The 23,364-nt window shown below is 57.4% G+C and carries 23 protein-coding genes and 1 pseudogene; 11 read left to right on the forward strand and 13 right to left on the reverse strand.

Annotated features, from left to right (window positions below; genetic code table 11):
• Positions 1-3: 3 nt before the first annotated feature.
• Entirely contained in the window at positions 4-273 is a 270-nt protein-coding gene (gene minE / locus HMPREF3140_RS05360; RefSeq protein WP_002910902.1) for a cell division topological specificity factor MinE, read from the forward strand.
• A 77-nt stretch (positions 274-350) separates the two neighbouring features.
• Here minE and rnd read toward each other — a convergent pair whose 3' ends face one another.
• From rnd to HMPREF3140_RS05385, 5 genes are all read right to left on the reverse strand, one after another.
• Positions 351-1,466 carry a ribonuclease D gene (rnd, locus tag HMPREF3140_RS05365; RefSeq protein WP_004148826.1) on the reverse strand — a complete coding sequence of 372 codons (1,116 nt, stop codon included), beginning with the start codon at positions 1,464-1,466 and terminating at the stop codon, positions 351-353.
• Positions 1,467-1,547: 81 nt separating this feature from the next.
• The gene (gene fadD / locus HMPREF3140_RS05370; RefSeq protein ID WP_002910904.1) at positions 1,548-3,233 is read right to left on the reverse strand and encodes a long-chain-fatty-acid--CoA ligase FadD; all 1,686 of its coding nucleotides are present in this window, start codon (positions 3,231-3,233) and stop codon (positions 1,548-1,550) included.
• Positions 3,234-3,438: 205 nt separating this feature from the next.
• Entirely contained in the window at positions 3,439-4,020 is a 582-nt protein-coding gene (locus HMPREF3140_RS05375) for a Slp family lipoprotein (protein ID WP_002910905.1), read from the reverse strand.
• Positions 4,021-4,058: 38 nt separating this feature from the next.
• The gene (gene tsaB, locus HMPREF3140_RS05380; protein ID WP_004151443.1) at positions 4,059-4,754 is read right to left on the reverse strand and encodes a tRNA (adenosine(37)-N6)-threonylcarbamoyltransferase complex dimerization subunit type 1 TsaB; all 696 of its coding nucleotides are present in this window, start codon (positions 4,752-4,754) and stop codon (positions 4,059-4,061) included.
• 145 nt (positions 4,755-4,899) lie between these two features.
• Positions 4,900-6,810, reverse strand: a complete 1,911-nt coding sequence (locus HMPREF3140_RS05385) for an ATP-dependent DNA helicase (RefSeq protein ID WP_004175456.1) — start codon at positions 6,808-6,810, stop codon at positions 4,900-4,902.
• Positions 6,811-6,941: 131 nt separating this feature from the next.
• Between HMPREF3140_RS05385 and HMPREF3140_RS05390 the strand changes: the two genes are divergently transcribed.
• Entirely contained in the window at positions 6,942-7,286 is a 345-nt protein-coding gene (locus tag HMPREF3140_RS05390) for a RidA family protein (RefSeq protein ID WP_002910910.1), read from the forward strand.
• On the opposite strand, the gene HMPREF3140_RS05395 is transcribed toward HMPREF3140_RS05390, so the two are convergent.
• Positions 7,287-7,472, reverse strand: a complete 186-nt coding sequence (locus HMPREF3140_RS05395) for a YoaH family protein (RefSeq protein ID WP_002910911.1) — start codon at positions 7,470-7,472, stop codon at positions 7,287-7,289. It lies immediately after the preceding gene.
• 88 nt (positions 7,473-7,560) lie between these two features.
• Between HMPREF3140_RS05395 and pabB the strand changes: the two genes are divergently transcribed.
• From pabB to HMPREF3140_RS05420, 4 genes are all read left to right on the forward strand, one after another.
• On the forward strand, positions 7,561-8,916 hold the full coding sequence (gene pabB / locus HMPREF3140_RS05400) for an aminodeoxychorismate synthase component 1 (RefSeq protein WP_021440371.1): 1,356 nt from the start codon (positions 7,561-7,563) through the stop codon (positions 8,914-8,916).
• Between the two features lie 3 nt (positions 8,917-8,919).
• Positions 8,920-9,498: a CoA pyrophosphatase gene (locus HMPREF3140_RS05405; RefSeq protein ID WP_004180429.1), complete on the forward strand. Its 579-nt coding sequence runs from the start codon at positions 8,920-8,922 to the stop codon at positions 9,496-9,498.
• Between the two features lie 162 nt (positions 9,499-9,660).
• Positions 9,661-11,025 (forward strand): L-serine ammonia-lyase, encoded by a 1,365-nt coding sequence (gene sdaA / locus HMPREF3140_RS05410; protein ID WP_004151445.1) that lies wholly within the window; start codon positions 9,661-9,663, stop codon positions 11,023-11,025.
• A 182-nt stretch (positions 11,026-11,207) separates the two neighbouring features.
• Positions 11,208-12,785 carry an EAL domain-containing protein gene (locus HMPREF3140_RS05420; protein WP_070552875.1) on the forward strand — a complete coding sequence of 526 codons (1,578 nt, stop codon included), beginning with the start codon at positions 11,208-11,210 and terminating at the stop codon, positions 12,783-12,785.
• Between the two features lie 33 nt (positions 12,786-12,818).
• Here the strand turns inward: HMPREF3140_RS05420 and yoaE are convergent, their stop codons facing one another.
• A complete protein-coding gene (gene yoaE, locus HMPREF3140_RS05425) occupies positions 12,819-14,378 on the reverse strand; it encodes a CNNM family cation transport protein YoaE (RefSeq protein WP_004145524.1) in 1,560 nt (519 codons plus the stop codon).
• Positions 14,379-14,824: 446 nt separating this feature from the next.
• Between yoaE and manX the strand changes: the two genes are divergently transcribed.
• The 5 genes from manX to mntP all read left to right on the forward strand — a co-directional run bounded on the left by manX (position 14,825) and on the right by mntP (position 19,023).
• Positions 14,825-15,796 carry a PTS mannose transporter subunit IIAB gene (gene manX / locus HMPREF3140_RS05430; protein WP_004184651.1) on the forward strand — a complete coding sequence of 324 codons (972 nt, stop codon included), beginning with the start codon at positions 14,825-14,827 and terminating at the stop codon, positions 15,794-15,796.
• 56 nt (positions 15,797-15,852) lie between these two features.
• Positions 15,853-16,653, forward strand: coding sequence for a PTS mannose/fructose/sorbose transporter subunit IIC (locus HMPREF3140_RS05435; protein WP_002910918.1), 801 nt, complete (start codon positions 15,853-15,855; stop codon positions 16,651-16,653).
• A 12-nt stretch (positions 16,654-16,665) separates the two neighbouring features.
• On the forward strand, positions 16,666-17,517 hold the full coding sequence (locus HMPREF3140_RS05440) for a PTS mannose transporter subunit IID (RefSeq protein ID WP_004145526.1): 852 nt from the start codon (positions 16,666-16,668) through the stop codon (positions 17,515-17,517).
• A gap of 62 nt (positions 17,518-17,579) precedes the next feature.
• Entirely contained in the window at positions 17,580-18,038 is a 459-nt protein-coding gene (locus tag HMPREF3140_RS05445; RefSeq protein WP_002910920.1) for a DUF986 family protein, read from the forward strand.
• 418 nt (positions 18,039-18,456) lie between these two features.
• Positions 18,457-19,023 carry a manganese efflux pump MntP gene (gene mntP / locus HMPREF3140_RS05450; RefSeq protein ID WP_002910921.1) on the forward strand — a complete coding sequence of 189 codons (567 nt, stop codon included), beginning with the start codon at positions 18,457-18,459 and terminating at the stop codon, positions 19,021-19,023.
• Between the two features lie 3 nt (positions 19,024-19,026).
• Here the strand turns inward: mntP and rlmA are convergent, their stop codons facing one another.
• From rlmA to mgrB, 6 genes and pseudogenes are all read right to left on the reverse strand, one after another.
• Positions 19,027-19,821: a 23S rRNA (guanine(745)-N(1))-methyltransferase gene (gene rlmA / locus HMPREF3140_RS05455; RefSeq protein ID WP_032411843.1), complete on the reverse strand. Its 795-nt coding sequence runs from the start codon at positions 19,819-19,821 to the stop codon at positions 19,027-19,029.
• 61 nt (positions 19,822-19,882) lie between these two features.
• Positions 19,883-21,631, reverse strand: coding sequence for a peptidoglycan glycosyltransferase FtsI (gene ftsI / locus HMPREF3140_RS05460; protein WP_032411846.1), 1,749 nt, complete (start codon positions 21,629-21,631; stop codon positions 19,883-19,885).
• 187 nt (positions 21,632-21,818) lie between these two features.
• On the reverse strand, positions 21,819-22,028 hold the full coding sequence (gene cspE, locus HMPREF3140_RS05465; protein ID WP_001062678.1) for a transcription antiterminator/RNA stability regulator CspE: 210 nt from the start codon (positions 22,026-22,028) through the stop codon (positions 21,819-21,821).
• Between the two features lie 85 nt (positions 22,029-22,113).
• A pseudogene (locus tag HMPREF3140_RS26970) lies at positions 22,114-22,185 on the reverse strand (DUF2627 domain-containing protein); the annotation flags it as partial.
• Between the two features lie 590 nt (positions 22,186-22,775).
• The gene (locus HMPREF3140_RS05475; protein WP_032411849.1) at positions 22,776-23,066 is read right to left on the reverse strand and encodes a YebO family protein; all 291 of its coding nucleotides are present in this window, start codon (positions 23,064-23,066) and stop codon (positions 22,776-22,778) included.
• 74 nt (positions 23,067-23,140) lie between these two features.
• Entirely contained in the window at positions 23,141-23,284 is a 144-nt protein-coding gene (gene mgrB, locus HMPREF3140_RS26980; protein WP_002911375.1) for a PhoP/PhoQ regulatory lipoprotein MgrB, read from the reverse strand.
• Positions 23,285-23,364: the final 80 nt, after the last annotated feature.

Genomic DNA, 23,364 nt, shown 5'->3' on the forward strand with positions numbered 1-23,364 from the left:
ATTATGGCTTTACTCGACTTTTTTCTCTCGCGAAAAAAGAACACGGCTAATATTGCGAAAGAACGCCTGCAAATCATCGTCGCCGAGCGCCGCCGCGGAGACGCGGAGCCGCATTACCTGCCGCAGTTACGCAAAGATATCCTGGAAGTGATCTGTAAATACGTACAGATCGACCCGGAGATGGTCAGCGTGCAGCTGGAGCAGCGGGACGGGGATATATCCATTCTTGAGCTGAACGTGACCCTACCCGAAACGGAAGAGTCGAAATCCTGACCTGTCGCGCTATCGCGAAAAAAAACCGGCTACGCCACGCGCCGCCGGTTTTTTAATGGTCTGAACCTGGCCGCGAACTAGCGCGGATAGTCGTTTAACAGCCTCTTCAGCCGCTCGGCCATCAGCTCCCCGCGCCAACCGGAAATCAGCTCAGGTTCACCGGCTTGCGTTTTCAGCTGCCAGTGCCAGTTCAGCAGCTGGTTGATCTGCCGACGCGACGCCAGCAGCTCCGCGCTTACGCCCTTCTCCGTGCTCACTTCCTGCACCAGCGCTTTAATATCTTTAAAGGCTTTGCGATAGCCCGGCATGTCGATCAGATTCTGCAGCGGCGCCGGCAGGGCCGACTCCGGCAGCGCCTGCGCTTTTTCGACCAGGCTAATCAGCGTTTTGCCGTGGAAGCGAATTTCGCTACCGGACAACCCGAGGCTGTCGAGCTCGCCCAGGCTGGTGGGCATATAGCGCGCCACGCTCCACAGATGCTCTTCCCGCACCACAAAGTTTACCGCCAGGTCGCGCTCGCGCGCTTTGCGCAGGCGCCACTCCGCCAACAGCTGCAGACAACCCAGCTGGCGGGTACGCAGCTGCCAGGCGTTGCCGATATCGCGCCAGGCCTCGGCCGGGTCGACCACCTCCTGACGACGCTGCTGCATCACGCGGCACTCGTCGAGCGCCGCCGGCAGCCAGCCAGCGCGATCGGTCTCCGCCATTAACTGGCTGGCGATCGGCAGCAGATACCAGACGTCGGCCGCGGCATATTCACACTGACGCTCAGTCAGCGGGCGCGCCAGCCAGTCGGTGCGGGATTCGCTTTTATCCAGCGCTACCCCGGAATACTCTTCCACCATTGAGGCGAAGCCCCAGGACATTGGGCGGCCGCAGAAGGCCGCCAGGATCTGAGTGTCAATCAGCGGCTGCGGCATCAGGTTAAATGCATTAAGGAAGACTTCTAAATCTTCGCTGCCGGCATGCAGGTATTTAGTCACATCCTGGTTGAGCAGCAGGTCGCGCATCGGCGCCCAGTCGTTAATCGTCAAGGGATCGATCAGAGAGACCTGCTGGCCGTCGAACAGCTGCAGCAGGCCCAGCTGCGGGTAATAGGTGCGGGTGCGGACAAATTCCGTATCCAGAGCGACGGCGGAGGCCGCGCTTGCCGCTTCGCAGACAGCGCGCAGGCCATCGTCGGTGGTGATCATCTGATAGTTCAAAGCATACTCTCTTAACTTGCGCCCATAAAAAACGCCGGCGTAGCCGGCGTCAGGCGACTCATTCGTTACTTAGCCTTTATTGTCCACTTTAGCGCGCGCTTCGTCACGCAGTTCTCGCCGCAAAATTTTCCCGACGTTGGATTTCGGCAGTTCGTCACGGAATTCCACCAGCTTCGGCACCTTGTATCCGGTCAAATGGCGACGGCAGAACGTAATCAGCGCCTCTTCGGTTAACGCAGCATCTTTCTTGACTACGAAAATCTTCACCGCTTCGCCGCTGCTGCCGGACGGCACGCCGATGGCCGCCACTTCCAGCACCCCGCTATGCTGCATGACCACATCTTCGATTTCGTTCGGATAGACGTTAAAACCCGACACCAGGATCATATCTTTTTTGCGATCGACGATGCGCAGGAACCCCTCTTCATCCATCACCGCGATATCCCCGGTGTGCAGCCAGCCGTCTTTAATAATCTCATCCGTCGCGTCAGGGCGCTGCCAGTAGCCCAGCATCACCTGCGGCCCTTTAATACAGAGCTCGCCCGGCTGACCCGGCGCCACTTCGTTATCATCATCATCCACCAGTTTGGCTTCGGTGGAGGGCACCGGCAGGCCAATGCTGCCGCTGTGGTAGTCAATATCGTGCGGGTTAACGCTGACCAGCGGGGAACACTCTGTCAGGCCGTAGCCCTCCAGCAGATATTGCCCGGTCAGTTTTACCCAGCGCTCGGCCACCGCCTGCTGCACCGGCATCCCACCGCCGGCGGACAAATGCAGCGAGGAGAAATCAAGCTGCTGGAACTCTTTGTTGTTCAGCAAGGCGTTGAACAGGGTATTGACCCCGGTCATGGCGGTAAAAGGATACTTCGCCAGCTCCTTCACCAGCCCGGGGATATCGCGTGGGTTGGTGATCAGCAAATTTTGCCCGCCCAGTTCGATAAACAGCAGGCAGTTCATGGTCAGGGCGAAAATGTGATACAGCGGCAGCGCGGTCACCACGAACTCTTTGCCGCGATGCAGCAGCGGGCCGTAGGTGGCATTGACCTGCTCGAGGTTAGCCAGCATATTGCGGTGGGTGAGCATCGCACCTTTGGCCACGCCGGTGGTGCCCCCGGTGTACTGCAGAAACGCCAGATCTTCCGCAACGATCTCCGGCTTGACGTACTGCATGCGATAGCCGTGCTGCAACGCGCTGCGAAACGAGATGGCGTCCGGCAGGTGGTACTTCGGCACCAGGCGCTTAATGTACTTGACCACAAAGTTCACCAGCGTGCCTTTGGCGGTGGAAAGCTGGTCGCCCATGCGCGTCAGGATCACATGCTGGACCTGAGTTTTCGCCACCACTTTTTCCAGGGTATGGGCAAAGTTGGAGACTATGACGATCGCCGCCGCGCCGCTGTCGTTGAGCTGATGCTCCAGTTCGCGCGGGGTATATAAGGGGTTGACGTTAACCACGATCATCCCGGCGCGCAGGATGCCAAACAGAGCCACCGGATACTGCAGCAGGTTAGGCATCATCAGGGCCACGCGATCGCCCTTCTGTAACCCCAACCCCTCCTGAAGATAAGCGGCGAAGGCGCGACTACGCTCCTCCAGCTTACGGTAGGTCATCACTTCACCCATATTGATAAACGCCGGTTGGTCGGCGTAACGGGTGGTGGCATGTTCAAACAGTTCAACCAGGGATTGATAGCGGTCAGGATTTATCTCCGCCGGAACATCTGCGGGATAACGGTTTAGCCAAACCTTTTTCACTGCATCACCTCTGAAATAGTTATTCGTCGTCATCACAGCCCCTGGATAATACATTTTGTTAACATTATATTAACTCAGCGTACCAGTTTATTAATTAGGCAATGAGCAGGTTGCGAAGCGCGTCACTATTTTTTTTCTTATTCGACTGAAAACAAAGAAACAGCGGACCGGCCGCTGTTTCTTTGAACTAACATAAACAACAAAATCATTCGGTTACAACGTTTCTCACCTCAGCAGGGCCGGGATTGTACCAGCCCCAGCCGCCATAGCCGTAGCCCCAGGGGCGCGGACCCAGCATCCACGGGTCGATAGGTTGCGGAGGCATCACCACCTGCTGCACTACGTTCCAGCGCTTGTAGCCGGTGGCGTTCATCAGCATAAATTTATACGGCGTGCTGCCCACCTTGCCGTCAACCACCCCGGCGATCGGTCCGACTACGGTCACTAGTTGACCGCGGAAATCCACCGGATCGAGGAAGCCATTGACGTCAGCAAAAATCCTTCCGCGGGACGGCTCGCCCAGCACTGGCCGCGCGCCGCTGTCCAGCGGTACGGTGGCGATTTCTAAGCGGGTTTTCCCCTGCTGGTTTTGCACATTGACCACCTTACCGCCAAAGCGCGCTTCCTGGCCAACGTACAGCTGCGGGGCGTTCATCACCCGCACTAAATCCTGCTGCGGCGTCGGGCTGGTGCCTTTGATGGCATCCGGCACTGACACGCAGCCGCTTAGCGCAACGGCAACCGCCGCGGCTAACAGCCAGCGAACGCCCTGTTTTTGACCCGCCATGATGCGACTCCTTTTCTCAGTCTTCTTGTTACTGAGATTCACTCGCGGCCTGGAAGTTTCTTCCACGCCACCTCGTTTCGCAAATAAACCGGCTCCGCTTTCTCCACGGCCACGGTTTTCCCCGCCGCCAGCAGGTAACAGGCTAACGGCAGCATATCCTCCGCCGCCGGCAATTCAATTTCGCCGCTGCTTAAGGTCAGTCCGCTCGCTTTCGCCAGATCCGGCCACGCCTGCCAGCCGGTGCCGACGGTGGCCCATTCGCCGGAAAGCTGTGCCAGCCGTTCGGCTACCGCGTCCGGTTTGAGCACCGCTTCCGTCTCTTCGCCATGCCAGACGCCCTGCTCGTCGCGCTGGTACTCGGCCCAGTAGACTTCGCCCATACGCGCATCAATGGCCGCCAGCACACGGGTGGCGCCGGTTTTGCGCCAGGCGCCCTGCGCCATGGTGGCCAGCGTGGAAACGCCAATCATCGGCAGCTCCGCGCCCAGCGCCAGCCCCTGAGCGATACCGATGCCGATGCGCACGCCGGTAAAGCTGCCCGGACCGCGGCCAAAGGCCAGCGCGTCCAGCTCGCTCAGCGTGGTGCCGCTCTCGGTGAGGACCTCCTGCACCAGCGGCAGGATACGTTGGGTATGTTCGCGGGGACAAATTTCGAAATGAGCACTAAGGGTGCCATCATTCCACAGAGCCGCGGAGCAGGCCTCTGTGGCGGTATCGATAGCCAAAATTCGCATGGGTGGTCACGCTCTCGTTACATAGTTCAGGCCTTCAGGCAGCCTGATTTCCGGCAAACGGCCAACCCGCCGCCATGCCGCCCGAAGTCTATTGGGAACCGCTAATTAACAAAATGGCGCGCAGCTTAACACATTTTAGTGCGGATTACCTTGCCGGCGGTACGGCGAGAAAGCGCACCGCCCGACGGATATCGCGGGTTCGCGGCGCCGGCGGCAGACTGGCCAGGAACACCGCGCCGTAGGGGCGCATCACCAGCCGGTTGTCGCAGATCACCAGCACCCCGCGATCGTCGATATCGCGGATCAGACGCCCCACCCCCTGCTTGAGGGTGATCACCGCATCCGGGAGCTGCACTTCATCGAAGGGATCGCCGCCGCGCAGCCGGCAATCTTCCATCCGCGCTTTTAGCAGCGGATCGTCCGGCGAGGTGAACGGTAGCTTATCGATAATCACCAGCGACAGCGCGTCGCCGCGCACATCGACTCCCTCCCAGAAGCTGCTGGTAGCCACCAGCAGCGCGTTGCCGGCGCTGACGAACTGCTGCAGCAGCTGGCCTTTACTGGTCTCGCCCTGCAGCAGCACCGGTAGCGTCATGGTGGCGCGGAACTGCTCCGCCAGATCGCGCATCATGGCGTGCGAGGTGCACAACATAAAGCAGCGACCATCGTTGGCCTCGATCAGCGGCTTGAGCATCGCCGCCAGGTGTCGCGCCGCGCCGGGCTGGTTCGGCAGGGGTAGGTTGCGCGGCACGCAGAGCAGCGCCTGGTGCTGATAGTCAAAGGGACTCGGCAGCAGCAGAGTCTGCGCCTCGTCGATCCCCAGCCGGGCGGTAAAGTGATGCAGATCGTCGTTCACCGACAGCGTCGCCGAGGTAAAGATCCAACTCCCCGACTTCTGCGCCATCACCTCTTTGAACTTCTCGGCCACGGTCAGCGGCGTCAGCGCGAGAGTAAAGTGGCGCGAGGTACACTCATACCAGTAGCTGTAGCCCGGCTGGTTGATCTCTTTCAACCGCTTCAGGCGCCCGCGATAGAGGGTGGCGCGCTCAAAAGCGGCGTCGAGCAGCGCCGAGCGGCCCAGCGAAAGTTTGGCGACGTCATAGCATAGCTCGAGCGCGTCATCGAGCAGCAGCAGCGCTCGCTGAATGTGGCTGTCCGCCAGCAGCTCGCGCAGATTGCCGCGGTAGCCCGGGTCTCCCAGCTGCAGGCGGAAATCCTGCGCGCTTTGCGCCAGGCGGTCGGCGCATTTTTGCAGCTGCTGAGTGTCTTTTAGTTCGGTGCGGTAGGCGATGGTGATGTCTTTCGCCAGGTCCAGCAGCTGGCGGCTGGAGAGCGACTGGCCAAAGTACTGACTGGCGATATCCGGCAGCTGATGGGCTTCATCGAAGATCATCACTTCCGCCTCGGGGATCAGCTCGGCAAAGCCGCTCTCTTTGACCACCATATCGGCCAGGAACAGGTGATGGTTGACCACCACCACGTCGGCGTCCATCGCTTTTTTACGCGCCTTCACCACGAAGCAATCTTTATACAGTGGGCAGTCGCTACCGAGACAGTTATCGTTGGTGCTGGTCACCAGCGGCCAGGCCTGAGAGTCTTCCGCGACGCTGGCGCAGGTGCTGATATCGCCATCCTGGGTTTGATTCGACCAGGAGCGCAGGAGGATCACATCGCTGAGGGTTTGCACCGGCAGATCGCCGCCCGCCAGCGCCTGCTGCTCAAGACGTTCGAGACACAGGTAGTTGGAGCGCCCTTTGAGCAGCGCCAGTTTCCCGGTGAATTTGAGCGCTTTGGCGACGGTGGGCAGATCGCGGCTGTAAAGCTGATCCTGCAGCGCTTTCGAGCCGGTGGAGATAATCACCTTTTTTTTCGCCCGCAGCGCAGGCGCCAGGTAAGCGTAGGTTTTACCGGTTCCGGTCCCCGCTTCCACCACCAGCGGCCGGGAGGCCTCAATCGCTTCGCTGACCGCCACCGCCATCTGGCGCTGCGGCTCGCGCGGTTTAAATCCCGGTATGGCTTTGGCTAGCTGGCCGTCTGCTGCAAAATCGTCGATCACATTGCCCCCTGGTTATTTGGACAGTGATTATGTCAGGGAGGACGGCGTTTCGCCAGTCCGGGTAGTGACGCGAGCGGCACATTATGGCAGTCTTGCCGCAGCCGAATGGAATGCTTAAAGAGGAAAAAGCAATGACAATTACGCGTATTGATGCCGAAGCCCGTTGGTCAGACGTGGTGATCCACAACCAGACCCTGTACTACACCGGCGTGCCGGCAAATCTCGATGCCGACGCTTTCGAGCAGACCGCCAATACCCTGGCGCAGATTGACGCGGTGCTGGAAAAACAGGGCAGCGACAAGTCGCGTATTCTTGACGCCACCATCTTCCTCGCCGATAAAAGCGACTTTGCGGCGATGAATAAAGCCTGGGACGCGTGGGTGGTGGCTGGTCACGCCCCGGTGCGCTGCACGGTGGAAGCGACGCTGATGAACCCGCAGTATAAAGTTGAGATCAAAATTATCGCCGCGGTGTAATTACTCGTCCTCATCCTCATCTTCAAAGCGCGCGACGATCTGCTCGCCGGTATGCGTTGCGCGCAGCTCTTCCGCCACCAGGGCAATCGCCTGGCCGCTGCTTACCCCCTGAGCCATTAGCTCATGGATACGTTCGACCGCTTTTTGCTGTTGCTCGTGGCTCAGCGAAGGTAAACCTGCAAACATCTTTTACTCCTGCTACATTGTGGGGCGTAATTATTTCACGCCGTCCCCGACTACGCCAGAGGGGCGGCAACGTTCAGGATCGAGAAAGATGTTGTCCCCCGCGATTATTACCCTGCCCTGGCGCCCGGATGCGGCCGAACACTATTTTGCGCCGTTAAGCGCCCTGCCCTGGGCGATGCTGCTGCATTCCGGCTTTGCCGACCATCCGCATAACCGCTTTGATATTCTGGTGGCTGCCCCGCGCGCCACGCTGCTGACGCGCGGTGAACAGACGTGGGTCGACGACGGCGAAACCGTTGTTGTCTCAGCGGAAGATCCGCTGCAGCTCCTGCAGCAGCAGTTGGATCGTCAGCCGTTCACGCCGCAGCCCCATGACGATCTGCCGTTTCTCGGCGGCGCGCTGGGATTATTCGGTTACGACCTGGGCCGTCGCTTTGAGCGTCTCCCTTCGCACGCGCAGGCCGATATCGCGCTGGCGGATATGGCGGTGGGGATCTATGACTGGGCGCTGATCGTCGACCACCAGCGCCAACAGATATCGCTGCTCAGCTATGACGATCCTCAGCGGCGTTTCCAGTGGCTGCTGGCGCAATCACGTCCGGCGATGAAACCTTTCGCCCTGACCTCTGCCTGGCAGTCAAATATGAGCCGCCAGCAGTACGGCGAAAAATTTCGCCAGGTACAGGCCTATCTGCACAGCGGCGACTGCTATCAGGTCAACCTCGCCCAGCGTTTTCAGGCCAGCTACGTCGGTGATGAATGGCAGGCCTTCCGCCAGCTGAACGCCGTCAACCGCGCCCCCTTTAGCGCCTTTATTCGCCTCGATGAAGGGGCGATTTTAAGCCTGTCGCCGGAGCGCTTTATCCAGCTGCGCCAGGGGGAGATCCAGACGCGGCCGATAAAAGGCACCCTGCCGCGGCTCGATTCGCCGCTGGCAGATGCGCAGCAGGCTGAGAAGCTGGCGAATTCGCCGAAAGATCGCGCCGAGAATTTAATGATTGTCGACCTGATGCGCAACGACATCGGCCGCGTCGCCGTCCCGGGCAGCGTCCGGGTCCCCGAGCTGTTCGTGGTGGAGCCGTTCCCGGCGGTCCATCATCTGGTCAGTACCATCACCGCCCGCCTGCCAATGACGCTGCACGCCAGCGACCTGCTGCGCGCCGCCTTTCCCGGCGGCTCGATCACCGGCGCGCCGAAAGTGCGGGCGATGGAGATTATCGATGAACTGGAGCCCCAGCGTCGCAACGCCTGGTGTGGGAGCATTGGCTACCTGAGCTATTGCGGCAATATGGATACCAGCATCACCATTCGCACCCTGACGGCATGGCAGGGACAGCTGTACTGCTCCGCCGGCGGCGGAATTGTGGCGGATAGCGAGGAAGCGGCGGAATATCAGGAAACTTTTGATAAAGTTAATCGTATCCTGCAGCAACTGGAGAACTAGACCATGGCGGATCGCGCCCTTAATCTGGATGATTTTCTGTCCCGCTTTCAGCTTCTGCGCCCGCAGCCTTCGCGCCATGCGCTCAATCAGCGGCAGGCGGCGGTGCTGGTGCCGATCGTGCGCCGGCCGCAGCCCGGCCTGCTGCTGACCCAGCGTTCGCCGCTGCTGCGCAAGCACGCCGGCCAGGTCGCCTTTCCCGGCGGCGCAGTAGATAATACCGACGCGACGCTTATTGCCGCCGCCCTGCGCGAAGCTCAGGAAGAGGTGGCGATCCCGCCGGAGGCGGTCGAGGTGATCGGCGTCCTGCCGCCGGTGGACAGCGTCACCGGCTTTCAGGTGACGCCGGTGGTGGGCATTATTCCCCCGGATCTGCACTATCACGCCAGCCAGGACGAAGTCTCCGCGGTATTTGAAATGCCGCTCGCCGAAGCCCTGCGCCTTGGGCGCTACCATCCACTCGATATCCACCGCCGGGGCAACGACCACCGCGTCTGGCTCTCCTGGTACCAGCATTATTTTGTCTGGGGAATGACCGCCGGGATCATTCGCGAGCTGGCGCTGCAAATTGGCGCACGTCCTTAGCTATACTGATAATGAGAGGGCGCTCTCATTATTAGTAAAATCGCGGTTAGCCATTAGTTTAATTCATGTGAATAGTTGAACTGACAGGGCGCTTCCCTCTTACACTATGCGTAGTTATTACATCGTTACCGCACCCGCGGTAACCCTGTCAGGAGTATTATCGTGATTAGTCTATTCGACATGTTCAAGGTGGGGATTGGTCCCTCATCTTCCCACACTGTTGGCCCGATGAAGGCCGGAAAACAGTTCGTCGATGACCTGGTCGAAAAAGGATTGCTTAATGCAGTGACTCGTGTGGCGGTTGACGTCTACGGTTCACTGTCATTAACCGGCAAAGGCCACCATACGGACATCGCCATTATCATGGGACTGGCGGGCAATCAGCCCGATACGGTCGATATTGACGCGATCCCGGCTTTTATCCGTGACGTCGAAGCGCGCGGTCGTCTGCTGCTGGCCAACGGCCAGCATGAGGTCGACTTCCCGGCGGATGACGGCATGCGTTTTCGCAGCGACAACCTGCCGCTGCACGAAAACGGCATGACCATTCACGCCTGGGCCGGCGAGAAAGAGATCTACTGCAAGACCTACTACTCGATCGGCGGCGGCTTTATTGTCGACGAAGAGCACTTCGGCAAGGAAAACGCCAACGAACTGCAGGTGCCCTACCCATTTAAATCGGCGCAGGAAATGCTGGCCTACTGCAAAGAGACTGGCCTGTCGCTCTCCGGGATGGTGATGCAGAACGAGCTGGCTCTGCACAGCAAAAAAGAGATCGAGGATTATTTCGCCAACGTCTGGCAAACCATGCGCGCCTGTATCGACCGCGGGATGAACACCGAGGGCGTGCTGCCTGGCCCGCTGCGCGTACCGCGTCGCGCCTCGGCGCTGCGTCGTCTGCTGGTGGCCAGCGATAAGCTCTCCAGCGATCCAATGAACGTTGTTGACTGGGTCAATATGTTCGCGCTGGCGGTCAATGAAGAGAACGCCGCCGGCGGTCGCGTGGTAACCGCGCCGACCAACGGCGCCTGCGGCATCGTTCCGGCGGTACTCGCCTATTACGATCACTTTATCGAGTCCGTCAGCCCGGAGATCTATATTCGCTACTTTATGGCCTGCGGGGCGATCGGCGCGCTGTATAAGATGAATGCGTCCATTTCCGGCGCGGAAGTCGGCTGTCAGGGCGAGGTGGGCGTCGCCTGCTCAATGGCGGCGGCGGGCCTGGCTGAACTGCTCGGCGCCAGCCCGGAACAGGTTTGCGTGGCGGCGGAGATCGGCATGGAACACAACCTCGGCCTGACCTGTGATCCGGTCGCCGGCCAGGTGCAGGTGCCATGCATTGAACGTAACGCCATCGCTTCCGTCAAGGCGATCAACGCCGCGCGAATGGCGATGCGCCGCACCAGCGAACCGCGCGTCTCGCTCGATAAGGTGATCGAGACCATGTATGAAACCGGTAAAGACATGAACGCCAAGTACCGCGAAACCTCGCGCGGCGGCCTGGCGATTAAAGTTCAGTGTGACTAAACTATTCGTGTCCCTCTGCGCCTGCAAAGCGCGCAGGGGGTTAACCCTGGTGACTGAAATCTCCCTGATGCGCCTTCAACGGCGCATTTTCTTTTTTCTATACCTGGCGATATTCTGCCACTACACTTGCTCTATAAAATAAGCCACGCTTAACCACTCGTCCTGTCGACAGGGTGTCGCACATGCAGACTGCACAAAAAGTCATTACGGCCTATCGTCACAAACGCATTATTATCTGCCTGCTGGTAGCCCTGGCGACCCTGGGCGCCACATTAGCCATCCGATTTATTTCGCAGCGCAGCGTAAATGAAGATTATATTCGCACGGCCGCCAGCCAACGGGTGGCGGCGCTCAATGACATCTTGCGCCCGCTAAGCGCGCAGCGAGCCACCCTGCTCCCTCTGGTGGGCAAACCCTGCCCTGATATCCATCTGACGCTGCGCAAAATGGCGGCCTCATTGCAAACCATTCGTTCCGTCGCCCTCGTCACGTCAGGTATCGTTTACTGTTCCAGTATTTTTGGCCCGCGACAGGCAGACTTACATCGCCTGCAGCCCGCGCTTCCTGCGCCCCGCCCTCTGCTGCTCTTCTCGAACGACAGCTCATTGCTCAAAGGCTCGCCGGTACTGATCCAATGGTATCCAGCCGCGGAGAGCGGCCTGGACGGCGTGATGCTGGTGGTGAATATTGAGCTGCTGGGAACCTTAATTCTTAATGAAAAATCGGCCCTGATCAGCGACGTCAGCCTGCAGGTTGGCGATCGTTATTTTAGCAGCCGCCATGGGCTTCTCGAAAAAGCGCATGTCCCGCAGGGCACGGTGATTTATCGCCAGCGCTCTACGGAGTTTCCGTTTACTGTCAATATTAACGGCCCTGGCGCCTCGGCGATTGCGCTTGAGGAGCTGCCCGGCGAGCTGCCGCTGGCGCTGATTTTTAGCCTGCTAATGACCGGCATCGCCTGGCTGGCCACCGCCGGCAGAATGAGTTTCTCGCGGGAAATAAGCCTTGGCATTTCGGCCCGGGAGTTTGCCCTCTGGTGCCAGCCGCTGCAGGATGCGCGCAGCGGCCGCTGCTGCGGGGTGGAGATCCTGCTGCGCTGGAATAATCCCCGCCGTGGGACGATTTCGCCGGAGGTATTTATCCCCATCGCCGAAGGCAATAATCTGATCATCCCTCTCACCCGCTATGTGATTGCCGAAACCGCTCGCCGCCTGGACGCTTTTCCTCGCGACCGCCATTTTCACATCGCGATCAATGTCGCCGCGCGCCATTTCGCTAACGGACTCCTGCTGCGCGACCTGCACAATTACTGGTTCAGCGTGGATCCGGTGCAGCAGCTGGTGGTCGAGCTAACCGAACGCGATGTCCTGCAGGATGGCGACCAGCATATGGCCGAACATCTGCACTTTAAGGGCGTACAGCTGGCGATCGATGATTTTGGTACCGGCAATACTTCGCTCTCATGGCTGGAAAAGCTGCGCCCGGACGTCCTGAAGATCGACCGCTCGTTCACCAGCTCGGTCGGCATAGATAGCGTGAACGCGACGGTGACAGATATTATTATCGCCCTCGCCAACCGCCTGCATATTGTTACCGTTGCCGAAGGGGTGGAGACGCTGGAGCAGGAAAGCTACCTGCGTAGCCACGGCGTCGATGTGCTGCAGGGGTTTTATTATGCGCGGCCGATGCCGGTGGAGGCGTTCCCGGCGTGGCTGGCCAGCAGGGAGGAGAGTGAGGATGAGAGCGAGACGACAGAATAACTCGCCGGCCGCAGCGGCCGGCGAGCCTGGCGATTACTCTTCTTCGTCGCTCGGCGGACGAGTGACCACCGCGCGCACCAGATCGACCCGGTAATCATTCGCTTCCACTACGGTAAAATGCAGCGGCGGAAGCGACACGACGTCGCCAATGCGCGGGATATGACCATTGGCGGAGATCACCAGCCCGGCAACGGTGGCAATATCCTCATCGTCATTGATCAGTGGATCCAGCCCCAGCGCCTGCTGCAGCGCATGCAGGTCGGTCGACCCCTTAATAAGCCAGCCATCGCCATCGATGACAATCTCTGGCGTCTCATCAGCGTCCGGGAATTCACCGGCGATGGCTTCAAGGACGTCCAGCGGCGTGACCAGCCCCTGCACCACGCCAAATTCATTAGTTACGATGACGAAGCTGCCGCGCGCCCGACGCAGGACCCCGAGCAGATTGATCGGGTCCAGCGTTTCCGGAACGACAATTGCCGGGGAGGCAGAAGCCAGCGCCGCGACGTTTTCCCCCGACTCCAGGGCCACCAGCATCTCTTTCGCCCGCACGATACCAATGATTTCATCCAGCTCTCCGCGGCAGACCGGGAAGAGGCTGTGCGGCGACGACAGCAGCTGACGACGAATTTCATCTTCACTCTGCTCAGCGTCGACCCAGCTGATTTCTCCGCGCGGGGTCATGATGCTGCGCAGGGAGCGCTGGGCCAGGGTCAGCACGCCGTTAATCATGTAGCGCTCTTCTTCCGCAAAGGCGCCCTCAGGAACGGGCACCGCGGCTGGACTGTCTGCGTCATGGCTGACGGAGGCCTGTTTGCGGCCGCCCATCAGGCGCAGGATGGCATCCGCGGTCCGAGCGCGCAGCGGCAGCGTCGACTGGTGGCGAACAAAGTTACGGCGCGCCACCTGGTTAAAGAACTCGATAATGATCGAGAAACCGATCGCCGCGTACAGATACCCTTTTGGAATATGGAAGCCAAACCCTTCCGCCACCAGGCTAAGGCCAATCATCAACAGGAAGCTCAGACAGAGCACGACCACCGTCGGGTGCTGGTTGACAAAGCGCGTCAACGGCTTGGAGGCCAGCAGCATCAAGATCATCGCGATCACCACCGCCGCCATCATCACCGGCAGATGGTTAACCATCCCGACCGCCGTGATCACGGCGTCCAGGGAGAAGACGGCATCCAGCACCACTATCTGCAATACTACTACCCAGAAACTGGCATAGCCTTTACCGTGACCGGCATCGTGCTGGCGGTTTTCCAGCCGTTCATGCAGCTCGGTTGTCGCCTTAAACAACAAGAAGATCCCGCCGAGCAGCATGATGAGATCGCGCCCGGAAAAGGAGAAATCGGCGATGGTAATCAGTGGTTTCGTCAGCGTCACCATCCAGGAGATGACCGACAGCAGCCCCAGGCGCATCACCAGCGCCAGTGACAGGCCGATCAGACGCGCTTTATCGCGCTGCTTCGGCGGCAGTTTGTCCGCCAGGATGGCAATAAACACCAGGTTGTCGATACCGAGCACAATTTCCAGAACGATAAGCGTCAACAGGCCGGCCCAGATTGAGGGATCCATTAACAATTCCATGTACGACTCCGGTTTGCGGCAAGGTCAGTCATCGCCATGCCATGCAGGGGCGCGACACCAGGTGCTGAAAGAAATGCGGGATACGTAGAGGTGGCAATCAGATGCCAGAAAGTGAAAAGACGTCGATGACGGTCCATACTGCGGGCTATGCCCTATACTCCTGAGTAATTAAACGGAAGTTAAACATAGCAAAATATAGATCGAAATTGGAAATAATTTACCTGAATTTGCAATAACTAAGGCTATTTTTTGCGCTGCAAAATTATTCGCAGACGATACGTGATTAACGGATCTTCATCACATTAATTATTTTTTCACTGTCTAAAATAATTCGCGGTAGTAACTATTTTCTATCTTACACCCTAACTGAATCGATTTTGTCCTCAAGAGTGATTCAGGATGTATCAAAGCAGATGATGCATTCACGATAATAAAGGAGGTAGCAAGTGACGATTGCTATTGTAATAGGCACACATGGTTGGGCTGCAGAACAGCTGCTGAAAACAGCAGAAATGCTGTTGGGCGAGCAGGAAAACGTTGGCTGGATCGATTTCGTTCCGGGTGAAAATGCCGAAACGTTGATCGAGAAATACAACGCCCAGTTGGCAAAACTGGATACCAGTAAAGGCGTGCTGTTTCTCGTCGATACATGGGGAGGCAGCCCTTTCAACGCTGCTAGCCGCATTGTCGTCGATAAAGAGCATTACGAAGTTATCGCCGGCGTCAATATCCCGATGCTGGTGGAAACCTTCATGGCCCGCGACGACGATCCTTCCTTTGATGAACTGGTCGCCTTAGCGGTTGAAACCGGCAGCGAAGGCGTGAAAGCGCTTAAAGCCAAACCGGTGGAAAAAGCGGCCCCTGCGCCCGCGCCTGCCGCAGCGCCAAAAGCCGCCGCACCGGCCAAACCCATGGGCCCGGACGACTACATGGTAATTGGCCTTGCGCGTATAGACGACCGTCTGATCCATGGTCAGGTCGCCACCCGCTGGACCAAAGAGACCAACGTTACCCGCATCATCGTTGTCAGTGATGAAGTGGCCGCGGATACCGTGCGTAAAACTCTGCTGACCCAGGTTGCGCCGCCGGGCGTCACCGCTCACGTGGTGGATGTGGCCAAAATGATCCGCGTCTACAACAACCCCAAGTATGCCGGACAGCGCGTTATGCTGCTGTTTACTAACCCGACCGACGTTGAACGTATCGTCGAGGGCGGCGTGAAAATCACCAGCGTCAACATCGGCGGTATGGCGTTCCGCCAGGGTAAAACCCAGGTTAACAACGCGATTTCAGTCGATGCCAAAGATATTGAGGCGTTTAAAAAGCTGAACGCCCGCGGTATCGAGCTGGAGGCACGTAAAGTGTCCACCGACCCGAAACTGAAAATGATGGATCTGATCGCTAAGGTTGATAAATAACCCGGCGGATCGCGCCCCAGTTTTCACTTTAAGACTTAATCAACAGGAGAAGTACAATGGAGATTACCCTTCTTCAGATTGTGCTGGTGTTCATCGTCGCGTGTATTGCGGGTATGGAGTCGGTACTTGATGAATTTCAGTTCCACCGTCCCCTGATCGCCTGTACGCTGATCGGCGCCGTTCTCGGCGATATGAAAACCGGTATTATCATCGGCGGTACGCTGGAGATGATAGCCCTGGGCTGGATGAACATCGGTGCGGCGGTAGCCCCTGATGCCGCGCTGGCGTCCATTATTTCCACCGTCCTGGTTATTGCCGGCCATCAGAGCATCGGCGCCGGTATCGCGCTGGCTATCCCGCTGGCGGCGGCAGGCCAGGTGCTGACCATCATCGTGCGCACCATCACCGTGGCCTTCCAGCACGCGGCGGATAAAGCGGCGGAGAATGGTAACCTGACCGCCCTGTCGTGGCTGCACGTCTCGTCCCTGTTCCTGCAGGCGATGCGTATCGCTATCCCGGCCGTTATCGTGGCGATTTCCGTCGGCACCAGCGAAGTTCAGGGCCTGCTGAATGCTATCCCGGAAGTGGTCACCAGCGGTCTGAACATCGCCGGCGGTATGATCGTGGTTGTCGGTTATGCAATGGTCATCAACATGATGCGCGCAGGCTATCTGATGCCGTTCTTCTACCTCGGCTTCGTCACCGCCGCCTTCACCAACTTCAACCTGGTGGCCCTGGGTGTGATTGGTGCGGTCATGGCAATCCTCTACATCCAGCTGAGCCCGAAATATAACCGCGTCGCCGGTGCGCCGGCTCAGGCGGCTGGTAACAACGATCTCGATAACGAACTGGACTAACAGGTGAGCGAAATGGTTGATATGACTAAAAATACCACCGAGAAAAAACTCACACAGAGTGATATTCGTGGCGTGTTCATTCGTTCTAACCTGTTCCAGGGTTCATGGAACTTCGAACGTATGCAGGCGCTGGGGTTCTGCTTCTCTATGGTTCCGGCGATTCGTCGTCTGTACCCGGAGAACAACGATGCGCGTAAGCAGGCGATTAAGCGTCACCTTGAGTTTTTCAACACCCACCCTTACGTTGCCGCTCCGGTACTGGGCGTAACGCTGGCGATGGAAGAGCAGCGCGCCAATGGCGCAGAGATTGACGATGGCGCTATCAACGGCATCAAAGTCGGTCTGATGGGACCGCTGGCCGGCGTTGGCGACCCGATCTTCTGGGGTACCGTGCGTCCGGTGTTTGCAGCCTTAGGCGCCGGGATCGCGATGAGCGGTAGCCTGCTCGGTCCTCTGCTGTTCTTTATCCTGTTCAACGCGGTGCGTCTGCTGACCCGTTACTACGGTGTCGCCTATGGTTATCGCAAAGGCGTGGATATCGTTAAAGATATGGGCGGCGGCTTCCTGCAGAAACTGACTGAGGGGGCGTCAATCCTCGGCCTGTTTGTCATGGGGGCGCTGGTTAACAAGTGGACGCATGTGAACATTCCGATGGTGGTGTCAAAAATCACCGGCTCTGACGGACAGGTTCACGTCACCACGGTGCAGACTATCCTTGATCAGCTGATGCCTGGTCTGGTGCCGCTGCTGTTGACCTTCGCCTGTATGTGGCTGCTGCGTAAGAAAGTTAACCCGCTGTGGATCATCGTTGGCTTCTTCGTCATCGGTATCGCCGGCTACGCGGTCGGCCTGCTGGGTCTGTAATTTCCAGGCTGTACGCCGGGGGCTTGCCCCCGGCTTTTTTTTATCAGGAGAAACGCAAAGCAATGACCTTCACGGACCTGGTGATCATCCTGTTTATCCTTGCGCTACTGGCCTACGCGATATATGACCAGTTTATTATGCCGAGGCGAAACGGCCCGGTACTGCTGGCCATCCCCCTGCTTCGCCGCAGTCGCGTTGACGGCATGATCTTTGTCGGCCTCACCGCCATTCTGATCTATAACAACATTACCCAGCACGGCACGGCGATCACCACCTGGCTATTATCTGCGCTGGCGCTGATGGGGCTCTATTTATTCTGGATCCGTACGCCGAAAATCATTTTTAAACCGCGCGGCTTTTTCTTCGCCAACGTGTGGATAGAATATCAGCGGATTAAAGAGATGAATTTATCCGAGGACGGTGTGCTGGTGATGCAATTAGAGCAACGGCGGCTGCTGATACGCGTACGAAATATCGACGATCTGGAGAAGATATACAAACTTCTCATTACAACTCAATGACTTAAAAATATAGCCAGCGCTATATTATTCCCGTTAGCAGCGGAGAAATATTATAGCCACGGCTATATTTCCCGCCTAACCTTATCTTTTTTATTAACTATTTTTTCACTTATAAATTTAAATGAAAATCGTTATCATTTGGTTATTAAAATAGCCCTCTTCTGTTATTGTTTTATATTCTAAAAATATGTTAAGGTTGCGCCCGTCGTTGGGGAGTAGCCGATTTCCTGCCCGCCAGGAAATGTACGTGTCAACATACTCGTTGCAAAACGTGGCACGTACGGGTTGAAGAGATTCAATCAGGCGAGACCATAGATACATCACTGCTGTACGTATTGCTCAGCCATTGAGCGGCTCCGCGTATGTTTACTGGGGGCAGCGATGTGTCATATGGATTATCCCCGGTCAGGACACGCACATGAATTTATCCGCTACCATTCTTCTCGCTTTCGGCATGTCCATGGACGCCTTCGCAGCCTCCATCGGCAAAGGCGCCACCCTGCATAAACCCAAATTTTCAGAGGCAGTACGCACCGGGCTGATTTTTGGCGCCATTGAAACCCTGACGCCGCTGGTCGGCTGGGGGCTTGGCATGCTGGCCAGCCAGTTTATCCTCGAGTGGAATCACTGGATTGCCTTTATTTTACTGGTGTTTCTCGGCGGGCGAATGATCGTCGAAGGTTTTCGCGGCGACAGCGACGAGGCGTGCGAGGCGCCTCACCGACATGGTTTCTGGCTTCTGGTCACCACCGCCTTCGCCACCAGCCTTGACGCGATGGCCGTCGGCGTCGGTCTGGCCTTCCTGCAGGTCAGCATTGTGACCACCGCGCTGGCGATCGGCTGCGCCACCTTTATCATGTCGACGCTGGGGATGATGGTCGGTCGCTTTATCGGCCCGCTGCTTGGCAAACGAGCCGAAATTCTCGGCGGTATCGTGCTGATTGGCATCGGCAGCGAAATCCTCTGGAGCCATTTCGCCGGTTAAGCTTTACGCTTCGCGCTGCCAGCAGTGGATCATAAAATCGGTCTGGCAACCAAAGGTCGGCTGCTGACGCAGCGCGGCGTACACTTCGGCTTTAGCCCGCCATGCGAACGGCGTCATCTGCAGCAGGGCCTGCGCTTCACTTCCCGTCAGGATCATCGGATAAGCCAGCTGCTGCTGAGCCTCCAGGCGGAACCCCGGCATCGCTTCCGTCTTCAGCTCATGCAGGCGAACTTCATCGTAAATCAGCCCTTTCAGCTCCAGTAGGTGACGGGGACCCGGCGTGGCGGTGATCACCCAACCACCGGGACGCACCACCCGCGCCAGCTCTTCGGCGTTGCAGGGCGCGTAAATGCGCACTACCGCGTCGAAGCTAGCGTCGGAAAATGGCAGGCGCTGGCTGGAGGCCACGCAAAAATTCACCTGCGGGTAGCGTTTTGCCGCCGCGCGGATCGCCGGCTTCGACACGTCCAGCCCCCAGCTGCAGCTGGCGATGGCGGCAAACGCGTGGGTGTAATACCCCTCGCCACAGCCGATATCCAGTAAATCCGTAGGGGCGTAATGTCGCAGCCGCTCAGCGATAGCATCCCGTAGCGGCTGATAATGTCCGGCGTCGAGGAACGCCCGCCGGGCCTGCATCATTTCGGCGCTATCGCCGGGATCGCGCGACCGCTTGAACTGCACCGGTAGCAGATTGACGTACCCCTCTTTCGCCAGATCGAACTGGTGCCGCTGCGGGCAGGAATAGTGGTTGTCGCTACGGCTGAGCGGCGCGTGACAAAGGGGGCAACTGTATGACATGACGGCTCCGGTGTTGCTGAAAGGGCGAAAGTGTAGCGCTATTCGCCCCTGCAGACCACTGTTACAGCGCCGGCCCCTGTGGGTGGCTATCGTGCATTACGATCAGATTCTCCGCCCCTTGCGGCATGCCGTCCGGCATGACGTTCTCCAGCCGCAGGACATCGCCCATGATCTGGCTGAAGACCGGCGCGGACACAGCGCCGCCGTAATAGGAACCATTGCTCGGATCGTTCATCACCACCACCAGCGCGAACTGTGGTCGACTGGCGGGCGCCACGCCGGCGGTATAGGCCACATACTTATCGATATATTTGCCGTCCGGGCCGATTTTCTTCGCCGTGCCGGTTTTTACCGCCACCCGGTAGTCGCGTACCGCCGCTTTGGTACCGCCCCCGCCCGGGAGCGCCACGCTCTCCATCATATGTTCCACGCTATGCACAATACTCTCCGGCATCACCCGCGTGCCCATCACCGGCGGATCGATGCGGGTAATCGACAGTGGTCGCGCAATGCCGAAGCCGCCGATGGTGGCGTAGACGTGGGCGAGCTGGAGCGGGGTGACCATCAAACCATAGCCGAAGGCGAAGGTGGCGCGATCCAGTTGCCCCCAGTAGCGGCGATGCGGCATCAGCCCGGCGCTTTCGCCGGTCAACCCCAGCCCCGTCGGTTCGCCAAAGCCGAAAGCTTTATAGGTATCGATCAGATGCTGCACCGGCATGGCGAGCGAGAGATGGGACACGCCGGTATCGCTGGATTTCTGCAGGATCCCGGTCAGGCTCAGCTCCGGATAATAGCCCACATCGCGAATACGATGGCCATCGAGGACGAACGGATGGGTATCCACCACGCTGTCTGGCTGGACAATCCCCTGCTGTAGCGCAGTCATGATCACCAGCGGTTTGACCGTCGACCCGGGCTCGAAGGTGTCGCTGATGGCCCGGTTGCGAAAATCATCCAGCGTCGCGCTATCGCGATTGTTCGGATTGAAGTCCGGATAGCTGGCCATCGCCAGGATCTCGCCGGTATCAATTTTGATCAATACCGCCGCCCCGGACTCTGCTTTGTTCCAGCGGACGGCGTTGTCGAGGGCGTCTTCCGTCACCGTCTGCAGGCGTTCATCAATACTCAGCTGCAGATTATGCGCCGGAACCGGCGGCACTTCGGTAATGTTCTCAATGACATTGCCATGTTTATCTTTACGCTCCAGACGTCGCCCGGGTTTACCGGTCAACTGGGCGTTAAAGCTTTTCTCCACCCCTTCGATGCCCTGATTATCAACATTGGTAAAGCCCAGCAGATTGGCAGCCACGTGGCCCGCCGGGTAGAACCGTCGCGATTCATCGCGCAGGTAGACACCCGGCAGATGCAGTTTATCAATCCACTCTGCCTGCTCGGGATTGATCTGACGCGCCAGATAGAGAAAGCGAGCGTGGGGATGACTCTGTACCCGCTGGGCCAGCTCTCCGAGGTTGAGGTGCAGCGCTTCGGCCATCGCCTGCCAGCGGGGTCCATAGCCCACACCGCCCTTCTCCATAGTGGTCTGCGGGTCGATCCAGATAGCACTGACCGGAACGCTCACCGCCAGCGGCCGTCCTTCCCGGTCGCTGATCATCCCCCGCTCAACCGCTACGGGTTCTTCGCGCAGGGAGCGCATATCTTCTTGTTTTACCAGGTTATCGGGGGAGATAATTTGTAGCCAGCCCACGCGGACCAGCAGCAGCCCCAGACAACCGAGAATGGCCACACACAGTAACCCGAAGCGAATCGGGGTGAAACTGGCGGCGGACTTCGTTTTTTTCTTTAGCACCATAGCTCCGGCATTGTTTTGCAACCAACTGATTTAACAGAAAATTAGCAAAACAGACTGCTACACAATGCTAATAAAGATGAGTATTTGCAACAAGACGCGACGGGAGGGGGAAAAATGACATGCTTTGCAATAAAAATGCAAAAGCCCCGCGCAGGCGAGGCTTTTATACAAGAAGAGTGGTCTTGTATCAGATAGCAGTTACGTTAACTGCAGCCGGACCTTTCTGGCCGTCCTGAATTTCGAACTCAACGTTCTGGCCTTCAGCCAGAGTTTTGAAGCCGTTACCCTGGATAGCGGAGAAGTGTACGAACACGTCTTTGCTGCCATCAGCCGGAGTAATGAAACCAAAACCTTTAGACTCGTTGAACCACTTAACTTGACCTTTAATCTTTGCCATTTGCAAAATTCCTTAGACTGTTTTCTTCGCCTGCTGGCGTTTACCTAGATAAAACTGACACATAACTGCATGAGGCACTAATTTAAGGTTCGGCAGAGAAGCGGTATTCAACGACAACGTGTTTACTCAGGACTTCTTTACTGAAAATGCCACACATAAACAGAACTGTACCTCGTTTAACCCGAAACGTGTTATCACACACTACGTAAATAATGGCAAGCCATTTTTAAACGTGTCTCGATCGTTCGCACAAATTATAAGGTAATCATTTGATCGCCTGCACATTTATGCGTCTTTGCCGCCCCTGGCAAGGCGCTACAGCATCAGCCAATATCGCCCATTCGTTGCCTCATTACTGCAACTTTTTTACCATAGCTCAACAACTTCGCTTCGTCCAGGTATGTCCGTACACGAACTGCTGTAATGTAAGCGTCTGGTGGGCAACGGTGAATATTGATGCGCATAATTCGTTATAACTCCAGGCTAAAAATCGCTAAGCCGTGCCAGTGTAGTGATAATAAAACCTGTTAGTCGTCACGCTAAAAATAGTGCTAATTCTGCACCTTAATAATGAAAAAAAGATGACAGTGTCACGTTACCCAACAATAAACGCGGCGAGAATGACTTTATTTACAGCGTGTAATAAAGAGGATATTGCACTAAGAAAGGAATAATGGAATAAGAATAAGATATTACCGCCCGCTATCATGCAGGTGCGCATCTTATGATGCACACCTGTCGGGCACCTTAACGTTCAGCTACCAGGCGGATAAACTCATCCTCCCCTTTCGCCTTGCCGGCGACGGTCGGCTCAGCCATATCCTCTTTCTCTGGCGCATTAGCTTCGCACAGGCGACGTAACAGCGCATTCTGCCGCTTTTGCTGATCCAGCAGCGCTTGCAGCAGCTCTATCTGCTCATTGGCCCGCGAACTGGCGCGGTTGACGAAGAACCATAACAACAGACCGACAAGCAGCAGCGCCACGGACACAGCCAGCGATGCCAGATTTAAAATCCCAGGATTTAGTAACTCACTCATTTCACCACCTCAAAGAGAAGGCGTTCATTCTACCACCCGCGGCGCAGAAGGAAATCAGTCGGCAGAAAAATGTCTTACCACGGAATAAATTTATTAATAGTGCAAATGCCGCTGAAAAACTGAACATCCTGGTCGCACATTACGTTAAGCATCTGAGTCCACAGCAACAGGCAGCCTGCTATGATGACTATCAGTAAAACCCACCGTAATTTTTTCACTCCACTCTCCGCATCAGTACGCAATGTCGCCAGGATAGCACGGCCTTCTTAAACCGCGGCTAACTGTATTACGAAAGGTA

This window comes from Klebsiella sp. HMSC16A12 (assembly GCF_001808265.1).
Taxonomy (GTDB): Bacteria; Pseudomonadota; Gammaproteobacteria; order Enterobacterales; family Enterobacteriaceae; genus Klebsiella; species Klebsiella pneumoniae.

Coding starts and splice junctions, on each gene's coding strand:
- minE (WP_002910902.1), top strand. CDS start 4: ATGGCTTTACTCGACTTTTTTCTCTCGCGAAAAAAGAACACGGCTAAT.
- rnd (WP_004148826.1), bottom strand. CDS start 1,466: ATGATCACCACCGACGATGGCCTGCGCGCTGTCTGCGAAGCGGCAAGC.
- HMPREF3140_RS05375 (WP_002910905.1), bottom strand. CDS start 4,020: ATGGCGGGTCAAAAACAGGGCGTTCGCTGGCTGTTAGCCGCGGCGGTT.
- tsaB (WP_004151443.1), bottom strand. CDS start 4,754: ATGCGAATTTTGGCTATCGATACCGCCACAGAGGCCTGCTCCGCGGCT.
- HMPREF3140_RS05390 (WP_002910910.1), top strand. CDS start 6,942: ATGACAATTACGCGTATTGATGCCGAAGCCCGTTGGTCAGACGTGGTG.
- HMPREF3140_RS05395 (WP_002910911.1), bottom strand. CDS start 7,472: ATGTTTGCAGGTTTACCTTCGCTGAGCCACGAGCAACAGCAAAAAGCG.
- pabB (WP_021440371.1), top strand. CDS start 7,561: ATGTTGTCCCCCGCGATTATTACCCTGCCCTGGCGCCCGGATGCGGCC.
- HMPREF3140_RS05405 (WP_004180429.1), top strand. CDS start 8,920: ATGGCGGATCGCGCCCTTAATCTGGATGATTTTCTGTCCCGCTTTCAG.
- HMPREF3140_RS05420 (WP_070552875.1), top strand. CDS start 11,208: ATGCAGACTGCACAAAAAGTCATTACGGCCTATCGTCACAAACGCATT.
- yoaE (WP_004145524.1), bottom strand. CDS start 14,378: ATGGAATTGTTAATGGATCCCTCAATCTGGGCCGGCCTGTTGACGCTT.
- HMPREF3140_RS05435 (WP_002910918.1), top strand. CDS start 15,853: ATGGAGATTACCCTTCTTCAGATTGTGCTGGTGTTCATCGTCGCGTGT.
- HMPREF3140_RS05440 (WP_004145526.1), top strand. CDS start 16,666: ATGGTTGATATGACTAAAAATACCACCGAGAAAAAACTCACACAGAGT.
- HMPREF3140_RS05445 (WP_002910920.1), top strand. CDS start 17,580: ATGACCTTCACGGACCTGGTGATCATCCTGTTTATCCTTGCGCTACTG.
- mntP (WP_002910921.1), top strand. CDS start 18,457: ATGAATTTATCCGCTACCATTCTTCTCGCTTTCGGCATGTCCATGGAC.
- rlmA (WP_032411843.1), bottom strand. CDS start 19,821: ATGTCATACAGTTGCCCCCTTTGTCACGCGCCGCTCAGCCGTAGCGAC.
- ftsI (WP_032411846.1), bottom strand. CDS start 21,631: ATGGTGCTAAAGAAAAAAACGAAGTCCGCCGCCAGTTTCACCCCGATT.
- cspE (WP_001062678.1), bottom strand. CDS start 22,028: ATGGCAAAGATTAAAGGTCAAGTTAAGTGGTTCAACGAGTCTAAAGGT.
- HMPREF3140_RS05475 (WP_032411849.1), bottom strand. CDS start 23,066: ATGAGTGAGTTACTAAATCCTGGGATTTTAAATCTGGCATCGCTGGCT.